This window comes from Rothia endophytica (assembly GCF_928381505.1).
Classification (GTDB): Bacteria; Actinomycetota; Actinomycetes; order Actinomycetales; family Micrococcaceae; genus Rothia; species Rothia endophytica_A.
In genome coordinates this window covers 260,571-276,064 of sequence record NZ_CAKMSJ010000001.1, presented here as the reverse complement: position 1 = coordinate 276,064, position 15,494 = coordinate 260,571, and the positions used below count along the sequence as shown (strand labels likewise).

The window sequence follows — 15,494 nt, the reverse complement described above, 5'->3', positions numbered from 1 at the left end:
ACACTTCAACCAAAACTTTGTAGGAGAATCAAAAATGCCTCCCAAGACTCGCGCAGCGGCCCGCAAGACCGGCCGCCGCAAGGTATCTAAGAACATTGTCGCCGGTCAGGCGCACATCAAATCAACCTTTAACAACACCATCGTATCGATCACCGATCCTTCAGGTGCTGTTATCTCCTGGTCATCAGCAGGTGAAATGGGCTTCAAGGGTTCACGTAAGTCAACCCCCTACGCTGCTCAGATGGCTGCCGAAACCGCTGCAAAGCGCGCTCAGGAGCACGGTGTACGCAAGGTAGACGTATTCGTCAAGGGCCCCGGCCCCGGTCGCGAAACCGCTATCCGCTCACTGCAGGCTACCGGCCTCGAAGTTGGCTCAATTCAGGATGTCACCCCCGTTGCACACAACGGCTGCCGCCCCCCGAAGCGCCGCCACGTCTAAGCCGCTCGTCCACAGGACGCGTCCCGATTTATCGGGAGACCTCAAGCCACACGGTTTGAAGTCAATGAACAGACTGCTTCGTCTGCTTCCTCACACGTTTTTCCCAACCTGTGAGCTCATATAGCGGATGCTCACCGAAAGGAAACAAAGTGCTCATTGCACAGCGCCCCATCCTGCGTGAAGAATACGTATCGGAAAACCGTTCACGCTTCACCATCGAGCCCCTCGAGCCCGGCTTCGGCTACACCCTGGGCAACTCACTCCGTCGCACCCTTCTATCCTCCATCCCCGGCGCTGCTGTTACCAGCATCCGCATCGATGGTGTGCTGCACGAATTCAGCACCGTAGAAGGCGTCACCGAGGACGTCACCGAGATCATCTTGAATATCAAGAAGCTCTCAGTCTCCTCAGAGAATGACGAGCCCGTCATCGCTTACCTGCGCAAGCAGGGCGAAGGTGCACTTACCGCAGCCGATATTGAGGTGCCCGCAGGCGTAGAGATCCACAACCCGGATCTCCACATCGCAACCCTCAACAACCGCGCTAACTTCAACGCGGAACTGACCATCGAACGCGGCCGCGGCTACGTTTCGGCAGCTCAGAACAAGTCAGGCGATGCTGAGATCGGCCGTATCCCGGTTGACTCCATCTACTCACCCGTTCTGAAGGTCACCTTCCGTGTTAGCGCAACCCGTGTTGAGCAGCGCACCGACTTCGACTCCCTGACTTTGGACGTCGAAACTAAGGAAGCAATCGCTCCCCGCGACGCAGTAGCATCAGCAGGTAACACCCTGGTTGAGCTCTTCGGCCTAGCCCGTGAACTGAACACCGCAGCAGAAGGTATCGAAGTTGGCCCGTCACCCGCTGACGAGTCAATGGCAGCAGATCTCGCTCTGCCCATCGAAGACCTGGACATGACCGTCCGCTCCTACAACTGCCTCAAGCGCGAAGGCATCCACACCGTGGGTGAACTCGTGACCCGCAGCGAAGCAGACCTCATGGACATCCGCAACTTCGGTGCCAAGTCCATCGACGAAGTCAAGGCAAAGCTCACCGAGCTTGGTCTTTCCCTCAAGGATTCACCCGCGGGAATGGACCTGGCATCACGCCTGCAGGACGACGACAGCTACGGCAGCGACTACTAAGACACCGGCAGTCAACGCGTAAGCGTTACACCCGTCAAACATCTTTGGTTCCCGCACTACCTGGTACGGGTGCAGGAACGGCAAACAGGAGAATAAATTATGCCTACTCCCACTAAGGGTCCCCGCCTTGGCGGATCACCGACCCATGAGCGCATCATGCTGAACAACCTGTCTCAGCAGCTCTTCGAGCACAAGCGCATCACCACCACCCTGACCAAGGCAAAGCGCATGCGCCCCGTCGCTGAGCGTCTCATCACCTTCGCTAAGAAGGGTGACCTCAACGCACGTCGCCGCGTACTGCGCTCCATCGGCAACAAGACCGTGGTCCACGAGCTGTTCACCGTCATTGCACCCGCAATGGCAGAGCGCCCCGGTGGCTACACCCGCATCACCAAGATCGGTAACCGCAAGGGCGACAACGCTCCCATGGCAGTTATCGAACTCGTGATGGAGCCCATGGGCACCAAGGCAGCAGTAGCTGAAGCAACCGCAGTGACCGAAGCAGCAGCACCCGCCGCTGAAAAGGCAGCACCTGTTGCAGCAGCAGCACCCGTTGCAGCTGAAAAGGAAGCTACTTCAAGCGACCTTCCCGCAGGCGCAGCAGCAGCAACCGAGAACGGCGAAGCTCCCGAGGGCTTCGAGATCAAGGGTAACGCTGACTCCATGAAGTACCACGTACCCGGCTCACGCTGGTACGCGAACACTCAGGCTGAAATCTGGTTCGACACCAAGGAATCAGCTGAAGCTGCAGGTTACGCACCTGCAGGTGGTGCAGCAGCACAGACCATCTCCGAGTAATCTCCTAGAGACACACTCCGGTCGATAAAATGGTGGCTCTTCCCAGCTAGGGGAGGGCCACCATTTTTGCTTTAATTTTCTCCTGGCGCGCTTAGGGTAAAGTTATTTGCGAAAATGACCCTACCTAGGAGCACTGTGAACCACCATCCCTTGGGAGCTGCAGCAACGGAGTCTTTACCGGCTGAATTCCAGTCGACCAGGCGGGTCCGTATCGACTTTGCCTATGACGGCACTCCCTTTGCAGGCTGGGCCAAACAGCCTGGGCTGGTCACCGTTCAAAGTGTTCTTGAAGAAGCCCTGGCTCTCATCTTCCGCCAGCCCATCTACACCACGGTTGCCGGACGCACGGACGCCGGGGTGCACGCCCTGCACCAGGTGGTGCACTTTGATGTCCCCACTGACCTCTGGGAGAAGCTACCCGGCCGCAGTGATGATGCCCCGGCTCGCGCCCTGCGTCGTAAACTGCGCGGAGCCCTATCCCGTGCACTGGCTGACGCTGAAGCGCAACTGGGGCTACCGTCTCGCCTGCAGGGGCTACTGCAGAAAGCTATTACTGTCAGTGCATGCGCTGAGGTTCCCTCTAGTTTTGACGCCCGTTTCTCTGCTCTAGAACGCTCCTACCGCTACCTACTTGAGGACAACCAAGAAGAAAAGGGCTCTAATCCTCTCTACCGGGGTTTAACCTGGCAGATTAATAAAGAACTTGATCTGGCACTCATGAACAGTGCTGCCCAAGAGCTGCTGGGCCTGCACGACTTCCTGTCTTTCTGCAAGCCCCGTGAAGGATCTACCACTATCCGGGAGCTAAGAGAACTCAGCTTTGAGCGGCAAGAAGACGGGCTAATCGAGGCAACCATTAGAGCAGATGCCTTCTGCCATAATATGGTGCGAACTCTCATTGCCTCTCTGGTGATGGTGGGGGAGGGAAGCAAGGATCTCCCCTGGCTTTTGAGCCGGATCCAAAACCCTGTGCGTGATTCCCAGGTACGGCTAGCCGCACCTCGCGGGCTCGCCCTTAATCACATCACCTACCCCGTTGCGTCGGGTTACTCTGCTCAGGCAGACCGGGCGCGCAATAAGAGAGAGCTCTAAAACTACACCCTTGTCATTATTAAGGGTGAGCTACCTCAAAGAGGGCAGTTTTAAGGCTTCTGCGCCTAGATTAAGTGCCGGCTTTTCTGTATAGTTTCATACGTTGTGCGTACACCGCCCTCATTTCGTACCCTGTTCTTCGGTCTAGTTGCAGGACATAACGGGGAACAAGAGGTCTGAGGAATGGTCGTGCAGTTGCGTTTGGCCCTCACCCAAGCCCTGCCACTAACGCACAGATAGTCAAATAGGCGCGACACCCAACTAGCGCCCTACCGAAACGAGAAAAGGCGAAATTTTGCGCACTTACACTCCGAAGTCAGGCGATAACAACCGCCAGTGGCACATCATTGATGCCTCCGACGTTGTTCTCGGCCGTCTTGCAAGCCAGACCGCAATCCTGCTGCGCGGCAAGCACAAGCCCACTTTTGCACCCCACGTTGACATGGGTGACTCAGTCATCATCATCAACGCAGAAAAGGTTGCACTGACCGGTGCGAAGCTTGAACAGAAGCGCGCATACCGTCACTCAGGCTACCCCGGTGGTCTGAAGTCAGTAAACTACGCCGAACTGTTGGAAACCAACCCCGTTCGCGCCGTAGAAAAGGCTGTTAAGGGCATGCTGCCCAAGAACAAGCTGGCTGCACAGCAGCTCAAGAACCTCAAGGTTTACACCGGTTCTGAGCACCCCCACTCAGCTCAGCAGCCCAAGACCTACGAATTCAACCAGGTTGCCCAGTAATTCGGGCCTACGAAAGAACTATTAAAGGAGACATCGTGGCTCAGAACGAAGAGTACACCACCGAAGAAGAGCTGACTAGCTACACTTCAGAATCATCAGAAACCGTAGCTGAGAAGGCTCCCCGCCCCGCACTGACCGTTGGCGGTCAGGCTGTAGGTCGCCGCAAGGAAGCTGTTGCTCGCGTTCGCCTGGTACCCGGTACCGGCAAGTGGACCGTAAACGGTCGCGAACTCGATAACTACTTCCCCAACAAGCTGCACCAGCAGGAAGTTAACGATCCCTTCAAGCTCCTCGAGCTCGAAGGTGCATACGACGTATTCGCACGCATTTCCGGTGGTGGCCCCTCCGGTCAGGCAGGCGCACTGCGTCTGGGCGTTGCTCGTGCACTGAACGAGATCGACCTCGAGAACAACCGCCCCGCCCTCAAGAAGGCTGGCTTCCTTACCCGTGACGCACGCGTCATCGAACGTAAGAAGGCAGGCCTCAAGAAGGCACGCAAGGCTTCACAGTTCTCAAAGCGCTAAAGCCTTTCGCTGCTCACGCAGCGACAACAGCCTACAGGCAGCGTCCTACCCTTTACGGGTGGGGCGCTGCCTCGTTTTAAGGCTAGATAGTCAACTCTCAGGCTTGGGGGTAAAGGTCTAAGTGCGCGTAATAGTGGGGGCAGGGTGATGTAAGCCATAGAATGGTGGTGCAAGGTACTGATGAGAGAAAGGGTGCCCATGGCATCTTCGAATACCACCCGCGCTACCACCCGTAAGAGCGCACAGGGCAAAGACGCCCCCGCTGAGACTGAGAGCAAGGACGCTCAGACAGCCCAGACACCAGCTGAGGATCCCAAAAAGCAGGCTGTGAAAGCCGCTTTGGCTAAGGAAACCCGCCGTGTTTCTGTGGTGGAAGACTACAGCGCTGAACTTGATGAGATTGAATCGCTGAGCAAAAAACTCAATGGCTCCTCTAAATCCAAGTCGGATGCCTGGAAGGCAGGTTACCCTTACGACGAAAAACTGGGGCGCAAGGAATACGAGAAAGAGAAGCGAGCTCTGCAGATTGAGCTTCTCAAACTGCAGCTGTGGGCCAAGGAGACAGGGCAGAAGATTCTCATTATCTTTGAGGGCCGGGATGCCGCTGGTAAGGGCGGTGCCATCAAGCGTTTCATGGAGCACCTCAACCCGCGCGGCGCCCGCGTCGTTGCGCTAGAGAAACCAACCGATATTGAGCAGACACAGTGGTACTTCCAGCGCTACATCCAGCACCTGCCTTCCGGCGGTGAAATCGTGCTCATGGACCGTTCCTGGTACAACCGTGCAGGTGTTGAGCGCGTCATGGGCTACTGCACTTCCCAGCAGTACTACGAGTTCATGCGAGAAGTGCCTGAGCTAGAGCGCATGCTGGTGAACTCCGGGGTCAAGCTCATAAAATTCTGGTTCTCGGTGACCCGTGCGGAGCAGCTTGCTCGCTTCAATGCCCGCCGCACAGACGCTGTGCGCCAGTGGAAGCTGTCACCCACTGACCTGGCGTCGCTGGATAAATGGGATGACTACACCGCAGCCAAAGAGGCAATGTTCTTCTATACCGATACCGGGGACGCACCCTGGACGGTTGTAAAGTCTAATGACAAGAAGCGTGCCCGCCTCGAGGCTATGCGTCATGTGCTCAACCAGTTCGATTACCCCAATAAGGATACGGCGCTGGTAGGTGCCACTGACTCACTGATTGTGGGCTCTGGCTCGGACGTCTTAGACGACGATGTGCCAGAAAACCCAGAGGGTTTTCCCATACTAAGAGAAGAAAACTAGGTTAAGCGGCGTAGAATAATCTGTGATGTCACAAAGATTATTCGGAACCGACGGTGTTCGCGGCCTCGCTAACGATTTGATTACTCCAGCTCTTGCAATGGAGCTGGCGCAAGCCGCGTCTATCGTCCTTGGGTTCAATACGGTTGAAAATGGAACTCGCCCCAAGGCAGTCATCGCGCATGACTCCCGTATCTCGGGTGAGTTTATCGGTGCGGCAATGACCGCAGGCTTTGCATCCTCTGGCGTTGATGTTCTCGACGCCGGATTGGTGCCTACGCCTGCGGCTGCCTACCTTGTTGCTAGCACAGGCGCAGACTTTGGCGTCATGATCTCAGCGTCTCACAACGCCGCTGAAGATAACGGCATCAAGTTTCTTGCTAGGGGAGGCAAGAAGCTCGATGACGCGCTGGAGGATGCTATTGAAGAGCTCTATAGCAGCAAGGACTTCCGTTTCCCGACTCACGGTGCTGTAGGGCGTATTCGGCCCCTGACTGACGGCGAAGACCGTTACGTCACCCACCTGCTCTCAACCATCCCTGATCACCGCCGCCTCAACGGTCTTAAGGTTGTTCTTGACTGTGCCCACGGTGCTGCCTCGGGTGTTTCCCCTGATGCCTTCCATGCCCTCGGCGCTAAGGTGCGTGTGATTGGCGCAGAGCCAGATGGCACTAACATCAACGACGGCGTTGGCTCAACCCACCCCGAGAAGCTACAGGAAGCTGTGGTCGAGTGGGGAGCTGACCTAGGTATCGCCCATGATGGTGATGCTGACCGTTGCATGGCCGTTGACGAACAGGGCAACCTGGTGGACGGCGACCAGATTATGTCTATTCTGGCCCTTGCCATGAAGGATGCCGGTAAGCTCAAGGACGATACCCTAGTGGCTACCGTCATGAGCTCACTGGGTCTTGAAATCTTCCTCAAGGAAAACGGCATTAAACTGGAACGTGCTTCGGTTGGAGACCGCTACGTGCTGGAATCCATGAACGCCAACGGCTTTAACCTGGGTGGTGAACAGTCCGGTCACGTGATTATGAGCGACTACGCCACTACCGGTGACGGTGTGCTGACCGGCCTGCATATTGCAGCTGAGCTAGTGCGCACCGGCCTGCCGCTATCTGAGTTGGCCAACCGCATGCAGGCAACACCCCAGCGCCTCATCAACGTCAAGGGCGTAGACCGTGCCGGTGTGCAGGGTAATGAGACTCTGCAGCAGGCTATTCGCGATGCTGAAGCTGAGCTGGGAGATACCGGCCGGGTGCTCCTGCGTCCTTCCGGTACCGAGCCGCTGGTTCGCGTGATGGTAGAAGCCCAGACGCAGGACATCGCAGATGCAACTGCTGAATCACTGGCTGCCGTCGTCGCCAAGGAACTAGCTATCTAGCCCCTAGATTCATCGTTCAAAGCGCTCATTCTCTTGACGAGAGTGAGCGCTTTTTGTATAACCTATCTAAACCTGTCTAACAGGTGTGAAAAAATAGCAGAAAAACTCATGATTAAAAGGAAGTACCGGGGAGTACAATAGGTGTATTCCACTCTGAGCATTATTTTTTCTTTGTTGATACAGAGTGTCTTATAGATTTATTCATCTCACTCGCACCTCGCGAAAATACACACAGAGAAGGGCTTATGTCCGAAAAGCAACCTGCCAGCGTTCGCGTGCGCGTCCAGAAGTTTGGCACCTTCCTCTCCAGCATGATTATGCCCAATATTGGTGCACTCATTGCCTGGGGTCTGATTACCGCGCTCTTCATCCCCAAGGGCCTCGTCCCCAAATACTTCCCTTCACTCACCGGATTCAGTGAATATGTGGCAACCATGGTTGGTCCCATGGTGACCTACCTCCTGCCCATCCTGATTGCTTACACCGGCGGTAAGCTCATCTACGAACACCGCGGTGGTGTTGTAGGTGCAACCGCAACCATGGGTGTCATCATGGGTACCAGCGCTGAAATCTTCATCGGTGAAGAGGGCGGCTCACCCATGTTCCTCGGCGCTATGATTATGGGCCCCCTGGCAGCATGGTGCATGAAGAAACTTGATGGCATCTGGGACGGCAAGATTAAGCCCGGCTTTGAAATGCTGGTCAATAACTTCTCCGCCGGTATCTTTGCCGGTATTGCAGCTATTGCTTCGATGTTCCTGCTGACTCCCGTCATGAAGGCTATCTCAGCCGGCGCTGGTGCTGCTGTGGAGTGGCTGGTTAACACCGGCCTGCTGCCGCTGACCGCGCTGCTGATTGAGCCCGCTAAGGTTCTCTTCCTGAACAACGCCATCAACCACGGCATCATCACTCCGCTTGGCACCCAGCAGTCACTGGAAATGGGCAAGTCCATCCTCTACCTGCTGGAAGCAAACCCCGGCCCCGGTCTGGGCATCCTGCTGGCCTACATGTTCTTCGGCCGCGGTGCTGCTAAGGCATCGGCTCCCGGCGCAGCGCTGATCCACTTCTTCGGTGGTATCCACGAAATCTACTTCCCCTACGTTCTGATGAAGCCCCAGCTGATTGCTGCCGCTATTGCTGGCGGTATGGCTGGTACCTTTACCTTCCTGACCCTCGACGTAGGTCTGACCTCAGCTTCTGCTCCTGGATCAATCATCGCCATCACCGCAGTTGCTGCGCCCGGTGACCTTTTCAAGGTTTACGCAGGCGTTCTGGCCGCTACCCTGGTCTCCTTCCTGGTAGCTACTCTGATTCTTCGCTTCTCCAAGAAGGGTGAAGACGATATTGAAGCTGCTGCTCAGAAGATGCAGGATATGAAGGGCAAGAAGTCCTCAGTTGCTGGTGCTTTCGCTACTTCAGCTGCTGATCCCAACAAGGAAATCCGCAGCATCGTTTTTGCTTGCGACGCCGGTATGGGTTCATCCGCTATGGGCGCTTCAGTTCTGCGTAACAAGATCAAGGACGCAGGTTACGGCGACAAGGTCACCGTCACCAACTCCGCAATCAACGCTCTGCAGGACAAGTACGACCTGCTCGTTTCTCACCAGGATCTGGCAGATCGTGCTGCTACCCCCACCCCCAGCGCAATCCACGTAGCTGTCGATAACTTCATGGGTTCACCCCGTTACGACGAAATCGTTGAGATGATTCGCAAGCAGCAGGAAGGTACCACCGCAGCTCCTGCTGAGGCCGCCCCTGTAGCTGCCCCCGCTGCTGCAGCCGCTACCGAAGCACCCGCTGGTGAGCAGGTTCTGACCGCCGATACTATCGTCCTGGGCGCCAGCGCCGCTGACCGCGCAGCTGCAATCGATCAGGCAGGTGACCTGCTGGTCTCCACCGGTAAGGTCGATGCTTCATACGTAGCAGCTATGCACGAGCGTGAAGCTTCTGTCTCTACCTTCATGGGTAACGGCCTGGCCATCCCTCACGGCACCAATGAAGCTAAGGACGCCATCCACTCATCGGCTATGTCTTTCATTCGCTTCGATGAGCCCATCGACTGGAACGGTAAGCCCGTCAACTTCGTGATCGGTATAGCTGGCGCCGGTGGCACCCACCTGGAACTGCTCCAGAAGATCGCTAAGACCTTCTCCAACAAGGCATCTGTTGCCCAGCTTGAAGAAGCAAAGACTGCCCAGGAAATCCTGGACATCTTCGGAAAGGTCAATAGCTAATGAAAAAAGCTGTACATTTCGGTGCCGGTAATATCGGCCGTGGCTTTGTGGGCGTCATCCTCAATGAAGCCGGCTACGAGCTGGTCTTCTCAGACGTTGCAGCTCCTCTCATTGACGCGCTCAACACCGAGGAAAGCTACACCGTGCATGAGGTAGGTGCTGACCCTAAGGACATCACCATCACCAACTTCCGCGGTATCAACTCAGCAGAGAACCCCGAAGCACTCGCTGAGGAAATCGCTACTGCTGATGTTGTAACCACCGCCGTTGGCCCCACCGTGCTCAAGTTCGTTGCGGTTAACATCGCTCAGGGTCTGCAGAAGCGTGCTGAGCTGGGAACCCCCGGCAAGGTTGCAGTCATGGCGTGTGAAAACGCTATCAACGCAACCGACGGCCTGGCTGAAGAAGTGCGTAAGCACTACGCTGCAGCCGATGAGCAGGCAATCTTCGCGAACACCGCTGTTGACCGCATCGTCCCCAACCAGGCTCCCGGACAGGGGCTGGATGTCACCGTGGAGAACTACTACGAATGGGCTGTTGAAACCGGCCCCTTCGGCGATGACGTTCCCGCTATCAACGGTGCAACCTGGGTTGAGGACCTTGCTCCTTACATCACCCGCAAGCTCTTCACCGTCAACACCGGGCATGCCACCCTAGCCTACTTTGGCGCTCAGGCTGGCATCTCAAAGATCTCTGATGCGCTCGCTAACGATCAGATCCGTGCCAAGGTTGAGGCAACTCTTGCTGAAACCAAGGACCTGATCGTTCGCAAGTTTGGTTTTGAGCCCGAGGTGCAGCAGGCCTACATTGAAAAGATTCTGACCCGCTTTGCCAACAAGGATCTGCCGGACACCACTGACCGTGTTGGCCGTTCACCCCTGCGCAAGATTTCACGCAACGAACGCTTCATTGGCCCGGCAGCTGATCTGGCTGAGCTAGGACGCCCCGTGGACGCCCTACTGGCAACCGTTGCGGCCCTGCTGGAATTCGATGTAGCTGAGGATCCTGAGGCAGTTAGCCTGCAGCAGACCCTGGCTGAGCTCAAGGCAGGGGAGTCCGACCTGGACACCGTGACCGCCCAGCTCACCGGCCTGGAAGCTAAGCACCCGCTCTACGCTGGCGTCCGCGAGGTTATCGCGGATCGTGTAGCCTAAGAGAAACGCATAGGGGCCTTAGTCCCTTAGCGCACCAAGAAGCGGTGCCCCGCCTCCCTTAGGGGAGACGGGGCACCGCTTTTTGATAACACCATTGGTATGACTTTTGACTAGGGTGACGTGGCTGAGCCAGTTACTGGGTTACTTACAGAAGCGAGGCATCGAGGGGTATTCAAAAGGATAGAGCGGATGGCCGCATACTGCGTCCATCTGTGCTTTTGATGCCTGATGAATAAACCCTCTCGTTGCTGATAACTCAGAGCTACTGAACTGGATTCTTAAAGCAAAAAGTGCCCCGTTCCGAAAAGGAACGGGGCACAGCTCAGTTAGATGTACTGAAAGTCTTTACTTGGCAGCGATTGCGTCGCGGATTTCCTTGAGCAGGGCGACCTGGGGATCTTCCTCTTCCTCTTCGAGTTCCAGCTTTGCAGCGCGCTTTTCGTTGAACTTGTTGATGGGCATGACGATGCAGAAGTAGAGTGCAGCTGCAACGATCAGGAAGTTAACAACGGCGGTCAGGAAGACGCCGATTTTGACATCGCCGAATGCGAGCCATTGGTCGAATGAAACATCGCCACCGGTAACGAGGGCAATTGCGGGCATCATCACTGACTCTACGAGAGCAGTGACAACGGCGGTGAAAGCGGTACCAATGATCAGACCGACTGCGAGGTCGATGACGTTACCGCGGGTAATAAAATCTTTAAATCCAGTAAGCATGGTTTCAAGAATAGCGTGGGTCAAACAAGTAAGAAACTAAAAGCAGGTAAAAATTTCCGCGAAAACCAGTGGGTTTACTCACAAGGTGATGTGCGCCCCTCGATATATGCATAAATTGTATGTTTTTCCTTGCCAGGCTGAGAGAAGCTAGCCTAACCCTAGGGGGCGACGCCCCAAAAATCCTCCAGCGTAGGGGCACCTGACCTGTGGAAGACCGCTGCCTCTTCGCGTCCTACGTAGCGAAAATGCCAGGATTCGTACCAGTAGCCCGTAGTTTCATGCTGCCACCAGGGGTAGCGCAGCACAAAGCCATACTCGTGGGCGTGGGCAGCTGCCCAGCGGGCGGCATCGGTGTCTTTGAAGCAGACCTGTAAGTCGCATGCTCCTCCGGTGCCGATATCAAGGGCAAGACCGGTCTGGTGCTCTGAATAGCCGGGGCGGGCAGAAGCTACATCGGCCTGCTCCTGTCCGTAGGTAGCCACCCAGGAGTTGTAGGTACCCACCTGGGTCTCATAGGACCTGTAACCGCTCAGGGTAGTGATGCCTATTCCTTCAGCTGAGGCCGCAGCAAACATTTCCTCGGCGGCTTGAGCCGCTTCTTGGCGAAGGTATACCCCACCGAAGGGTACGAGATCAACCGGGGCGTAGGTTTCGGGGGAGAGGGGGTGAGTCTTGTTAACCAGCGCCGTCAGAGAATCGGGCGAGGTGAGGTCTGGGGAGCGTGAGGTGCTAGGCGACGGCGCGGCTTTGCTGGGGGCTGCTTCGGCCTCTGCAGTAGGAGTTGCCTCTGCGGTGGGCGTCTCTTTTGCAGGGGTACTAGCGCTAGGAGTATTGGCTACTGAAGAAGTCTTAGCCGGGGTTGGAGAACCGCTGTGGGTACTACAGCCGCAGAGCAAGACCAATGTGCCCACCAGGGGGTAAATGCCTGCTTTTCTTATGGTTAAGCCCATCATTTTAGTTCTTTCTCAGCAAGACACGGCGAATCTTGTGGTCGTGAGACTTGCTCAAAATCAGCTTGGCGCGCCCACGTGTGGGGAGCACGTTCTGGCGGAGGTTTGGTTCGTTAATGGATTTCCAGATGCTGGTTGCCAGTTCTATAGCAGCATCTTCAGAGAGATCAGCGTAGCGCCGGAAGTAAGAATCTGGATTGGTAAAGGCTGATTGCTGCAACTTGAGAAAGCGCTCTACATACCACCGCTCTATATCGTCGGTCCTGGCGTCCACATAGATAGAGAAATCAAAGAAATCAGCCAGACTCAGCGCTGATGAGCTGTTTTCGCTCAGTTTAGCGGGGGCAAGAACATTCAGGCCCTCGACAATGAGAACATCAGGTGCTGTTACCGCGATGCTCTCATTCGGCAGGATGTCGTAGTAGAGGTGAGAGTATTTGGGAGCGGTCACCAGAGGAGCCCCGGACTTCACTTCAGCGACAAAACGTAGGAGCGCGCGTCGGTTATACGACTCGGGGAAACCTTTGCGGCCCATGAGCCCCCGTCGCTCTAGCTCAGCGTTGGGGTAGAGAAAACCGTCTGTGGTGATGAGCTGGACGTTAGGGGTAGAGGGCCAACGCCGCAGAAGTTCCTGCAACACCCTGGCTGTGGTGGACTTACCAACCGCCACGGAACCCGCCACGCCGATAATAAAGGGGACCTTACGCTCCGATGTCCCCAAAAAGTCGTTCGTCATATCGTTGACGCCAGCAGCAGCATTTACATAGAGATTCAACAACCGCGAAATGGGCAGGTAAACCTGAGACACTTCTTCAAGATCAATACGCTCGCCCAGACCGCGCAGCTGCGTCAGCTCATCTTCAGTGAGCGGTACTGAGATTTCGCTGGCAAGCCGCGACCAGGTATCCCGGTCAAGCTCGGTGAAAGGGGAATGCTTTGAAGCAAGTGCAGAGGTGCTCATTTAGCCAAGTCTAAAACCCTCTGAACGTCAGCTGAAAACCTCTCCCCAAGGAAACCGATTATGACGCGCAATTTAGGGGACAAATAGCCGTTCGGCAGGCCTGTCCGCCCCTAACAATCAATGTGTCGCACTCGTCATTCGCATAATCTGTTCCCAAATGAAACGTGCACGGTAGTATGAGCTTTATGTGTGGAATCGTAGGATATGTAAGTCTCGGCCAGGCCGCAGACGGTAAGAAATTTGACCACTCCGCTTATGATGTGGTCCTCGAAGGTTTGCGCCGCCAGGAATACCGCGGCTATGACTCAGCCGGTGTTGCCGTAATTGGTGATGAAGGAATTGAGTTCCGTAAGAAGTCGGGCAAACTGGTCAACCTGGAAGCTGAAGTTGCAGCTAACCCCATGACCGAATCAACTATCGGCATCGGCCATACCCGTTGGGCAACCCACGGTGGCCCCACCGATAACAATGCTCACCCCCACGTTGTAGACAACGGCCGCCTGGCAGTTGTGCACAACGGTATTATCGAAAACTTCGCTGAGCTTCGCGCCGAACTGCTGGAAGAGGGAGTCACCTTCCTTTCACAGACCGACACCGAAATCGCAGCCAACCTGATTGCCAGCATCTACAACAAGCTGGAATCAAAGGACCTCACCGAAGCAATCCGCCTGGCCTCAAACCGCCTCGAAGGTGCTTTCACCATCCTGGCGATTCACACCGACCACCCCGACCGCGTTGTAGCTACCCGCCGCAACTCACCGCTGGTTATCGGTCTGGGCGAGAACGAGAACTTCCTGGGCTCAGACGTCTCAGGTTTCATCGACTACACCAAAAAAGCAGTCGAAATGGGCCAGGACCAGATCGTTACCATCACCGGTACCGACTACTCCATCATTGACTTCGAAGGCTTCCCTGCCCACGGCAAAGAATTCACCATCGAATGGGATACCGCAGCTGTTGAAAAGGGCGGCTTCGACTCTTTCATGGAGAAGGAAATCCACGAGCAGCCCGCAGCTGTGCGTGACACCCTGCTAGGCCGTCTGGACGAAAAGGGTAACCTGACCCTCGACGAGCTGAAGATTGACGACAGCGTCCTACGCTCCATCAACAAAATCATCGTGGTTGCCTGTGGCACCGCGGCTTACGCCGGTCACGTAGCTCGCTACGCTATCGAGCACTGGTGCCGCATCCCCACCGAGGTAGAGCTGGCTCACGAGTTCCGCTACCGCGACCCCATCGTGGACGAAAAGACCCTGGTTGTGGCTCTGTCACAGTCCGGCGAAACCATGGACACCCTCATGGCTGTGCGTCACGCACAGGAGCAGGGCGCCAAGGTTGTCTCCATCTGTAACACCAACGGTTCAACCCTGCCCCGTGAAGCTGACGCAGCTCTCTACACCCACGCAGGCCCCGAAATTGCTGTTGCTTCCACCAAGGCCTTCCTCTCACAGATTGCTGCTGCCTACCTGCTGGGTCTCTACCTGGCACAGCTGCGCGGCAACATGTACAAGGACGAAGTACGCGGCATTCTCGAAGAACTGCAGCAGATGCCCGAAAAGATTCAGGCAGTTATCGACGGCGAGCAGCAGGTCAAGGATCTTGGCACCTCGATGAAGGATGCTAAGTCTGTGCTCTTCCTGGGCCGTCACGTGGGCTTCCCCGTAGCTCTTGAGGGCGCTCTCAAGCTCAAGGAAATCGCCTACCTGCACGCTGAAGGCTTCGCTGCTGGCGAGCTCAAGCACGGCCCCATCGCACTGGTTGAAGAGGGCCAGCCCATCTTCGTTATCGTGCCTTCACCCAACGGCCGCGACTCCCTGCACGCCAAGGTTGTTTCCAACATCCAGGAAGTGCGCGCTCGCGGTGCTGTCACCATCGTTATCGCTGAAGAGGGCGACACTGCCGTTGAGGAGCATGCAGATCACATCATCCGCATTCCCGCCTCACCGTCACTGCTGCAGCCCCTGCTAGCTACCGTGCCCCTGCAGATCTTCTCATGCGCTGTTGCACACGCTAAGGGCTACGACGTTGACCAGCCTCGTAACCTGGCCAAGTCTGTGACCGTTGAGTAATCTATCGGTC

14 protein-coding genes are annotated in these 15,494 nt (G+C 56.1%); 11 read left to right on the top strand and 3 right to left on the bottom strand.

All coding sequences use genetic code 11. From position 1 onward, the window contains the following. The first annotated feature begins 34 nt into the window (after window positions 1–34). The 10 genes from rpsK to L6990_RS01180 all read left to right on the top strand — a co-directional run bounded on the left by rpsK (window position 35) and on the right by L6990_RS01180 (window position 10,784). A complete protein-coding gene (gene rpsK / locus L6990_RS01225; RefSeq protein ID WP_237202257.1) occupies window positions 35–439 on the top strand; it encodes a 30S ribosomal protein S11 in 405 nt (134 codons plus the stop codon). Between the two features lie 149 nt (window positions 440–588). Then, on the top strand, window positions 589–1,584 hold the full coding sequence (locus tag L6990_RS01220) for a DNA-directed RNA polymerase subunit alpha (RefSeq protein WP_237202256.1): 996 nt from the start codon (window positions 589–591) through the stop codon (window positions 1,582–1,584). 99 nt (window positions 1,585–1,683) lie between these two features. Continuing rightward, the gene (rplQ, locus tag L6990_RS01215; protein WP_237202255.1) at window positions 1,684–2,382 is read left to right on the top strand and encodes a 50S ribosomal protein L17, sunset domain variant; all 699 of its coding nucleotides are present in this window, start codon (window positions 1,684–1,686) and stop codon (window positions 2,380–2,382) included. Window positions 2,383–2,517: 135 nt separating this feature from the next. Then, on the top strand, window positions 2,518–3,474 hold the full coding sequence (gene truA, locus L6990_RS01210; RefSeq protein ID WP_237202254.1) for a tRNA pseudouridine(38-40) synthase TruA: 957 nt from the start codon (window positions 2,518–2,520) through the stop codon (window positions 3,472–3,474). 295 nt (window positions 3,475–3,769) lie between these two features. Further along, the gene (gene rplM / locus L6990_RS01205; protein WP_237202253.1) at window positions 3,770–4,213 is read left to right on the top strand and encodes a 50S ribosomal protein L13; all 444 of its coding nucleotides are present in this window, start codon (window positions 3,770–3,772) and stop codon (window positions 4,211–4,213) included. A 35-nt stretch (window positions 4,214–4,248) separates the two neighbouring features. Next, a complete protein-coding gene (rpsI, locus tag L6990_RS01200) occupies window positions 4,249–4,737 on the top strand; it encodes a 30S ribosomal protein S9 (RefSeq protein WP_237202252.1) in 489 nt (162 codons plus the stop codon). Window positions 4,738–4,935: 198 nt separating this feature from the next. Then, a complete protein-coding gene (gene ppk2, locus L6990_RS01195) occupies window positions 4,936–6,012 on the top strand; it encodes a polyphosphate kinase 2 (RefSeq protein WP_237202251.1) in 1,077 nt (358 codons plus the stop codon). A gap of 25 nt (window positions 6,013–6,037) precedes the next feature. Beyond that, window positions 6,038–7,396 (top strand): phosphoglucosamine mutase, encoded by a 1,359-nt coding sequence (gene glmM, locus L6990_RS01190; RefSeq protein ID WP_237202250.1) that lies wholly within the window; start codon window positions 6,038–6,040, stop codon window positions 7,394–7,396. A gap of 245 nt (window positions 7,397–7,641) precedes the next feature. Then, window positions 7,642–9,630, top strand: coding sequence for a PTS mannitol transporter subunit IICBA (locus L6990_RS01185; protein WP_237202249.1), 1,989 nt, complete (start codon window positions 7,642–7,644; stop codon window positions 9,628–9,630). Continuing rightward, the gene (locus tag L6990_RS01180; protein WP_237202248.1) at window positions 9,630–10,784 is read left to right on the top strand and encodes a mannitol-1-phosphate 5-dehydrogenase; all 1,155 of its coding nucleotides are present in this window, start codon (window positions 9,630–9,632) and stop codon (window positions 10,782–10,784) included. The genes L6990_RS01185 and L6990_RS01180 overlap by 1 nt, the downstream gene beginning before the upstream one ends. A gap of 345 nt (window positions 10,785–11,129) precedes the next feature. Here L6990_RS01180 and mscL read toward each other — a convergent pair whose 3' ends face one another. The 3 genes from mscL to coaA form a co-directional block, all read right to left on the bottom strand. Then, window positions 11,130–11,504, bottom strand: a complete 375-nt coding sequence (mscL, locus tag L6990_RS01175; protein WP_237202247.1) for a large conductance mechanosensitive channel protein MscL — start codon at window positions 11,502–11,504, stop codon at window positions 11,130–11,132. A 158-nt stretch (window positions 11,505–11,662) separates the two neighbouring features. After that, window positions 11,663–12,457, bottom strand: a complete 795-nt coding sequence (locus tag L6990_RS01170; protein ID WP_237202246.1) for a M15 family metallopeptidase — start codon at window positions 12,455–12,457, stop codon at window positions 11,663–11,665. A 1-nt stretch (window position 12,458) separates the two neighbouring features. Beyond that, window positions 12,459–13,415 (bottom strand): type I pantothenate kinase, encoded by a 957-nt coding sequence (coaA, locus tag L6990_RS01165; RefSeq protein WP_237202245.1) that lies wholly within the window; start codon window positions 13,413–13,415, stop codon window positions 12,459–12,461. Window positions 13,416–13,600: 185 nt separating this feature from the next. Between coaA and glmS the strand changes: the two genes are divergently transcribed. Beyond that, window positions 13,601–15,484 (top strand): glutamine--fructose-6-phosphate transaminase (isomerizing), encoded by a 1,884-nt coding sequence (gene glmS / locus L6990_RS01160; protein WP_237202244.1) that lies wholly within the window; start codon window positions 13,601–13,603, stop codon window positions 15,482–15,484. The last annotated feature ends 10 nt before the right edge of the window (window positions 15,485–15,494 follow it).

What these genes read in the sequence shown, in the direction of transcription:
- rplQ (WP_237202255.1), top strand. Translation starts at nt 1,684, where the DNA reads ATGCCTACTCCCACTAAGGGTCCCCGCCTTGGCGGATCACCGACCCAT.
- L6990_RS01170 (WP_237202246.1), bottom strand. Translation starts at nt 12,457, where the DNA reads ATGATGGGCTTAACCATAAGAAAAGCAGGCATTTACCCCCTGGTGGGC.
- glmM (WP_237202250.1), top strand. Translation starts at nt 6,038, where the DNA reads ATGTCACAAAGATTATTCGGAACCGACGGTGTTCGCGGCCTCGCTAAC.
- ppk2 (WP_237202251.1), top strand. Translation starts at nt 4,936, where the DNA reads ATGGCATCTTCGAATACCACCCGCGCTACCACCCGTAAGAGCGCACAG.
- rpsK (WP_237202257.1), top strand. Translation starts at nt 35, where the DNA reads ATGCCTCCCAAGACTCGCGCAGCGGCCCGCAAGACCGGCCGCCGCAAG.
- glmS (WP_237202244.1), top strand. Translation starts at nt 13,601, where the DNA reads ATGTGTGGAATCGTAGGATATGTAAGTCTCGGCCAGGCCGCAGACGGT.
- mscL (WP_237202247.1), bottom strand. Translation starts at nt 11,504, where the DNA reads ATGCTTACTGGATTTAAAGATTTTATTACCCGCGGTAACGTCATCGAC.
- L6990_RS01185 (WP_237202249.1), top strand. Translation starts at nt 7,642, where the DNA reads ATGTCCGAAAAGCAACCTGCCAGCGTTCGCGTGCGCGTCCAGAAGTTT.
- L6990_RS01180 (WP_237202248.1), top strand. Translation starts at nt 9,630, where the DNA reads ATGAAAAAAGCTGTACATTTCGGTGCCGGTAATATCGGCCGTGGCTTT.
- coaA (WP_237202245.1), bottom strand. Translation starts at nt 13,415, where the DNA reads ATGAGCACCTCTGCACTTGCTTCAAAGCATTCCCCTTTCACCGAGCTT.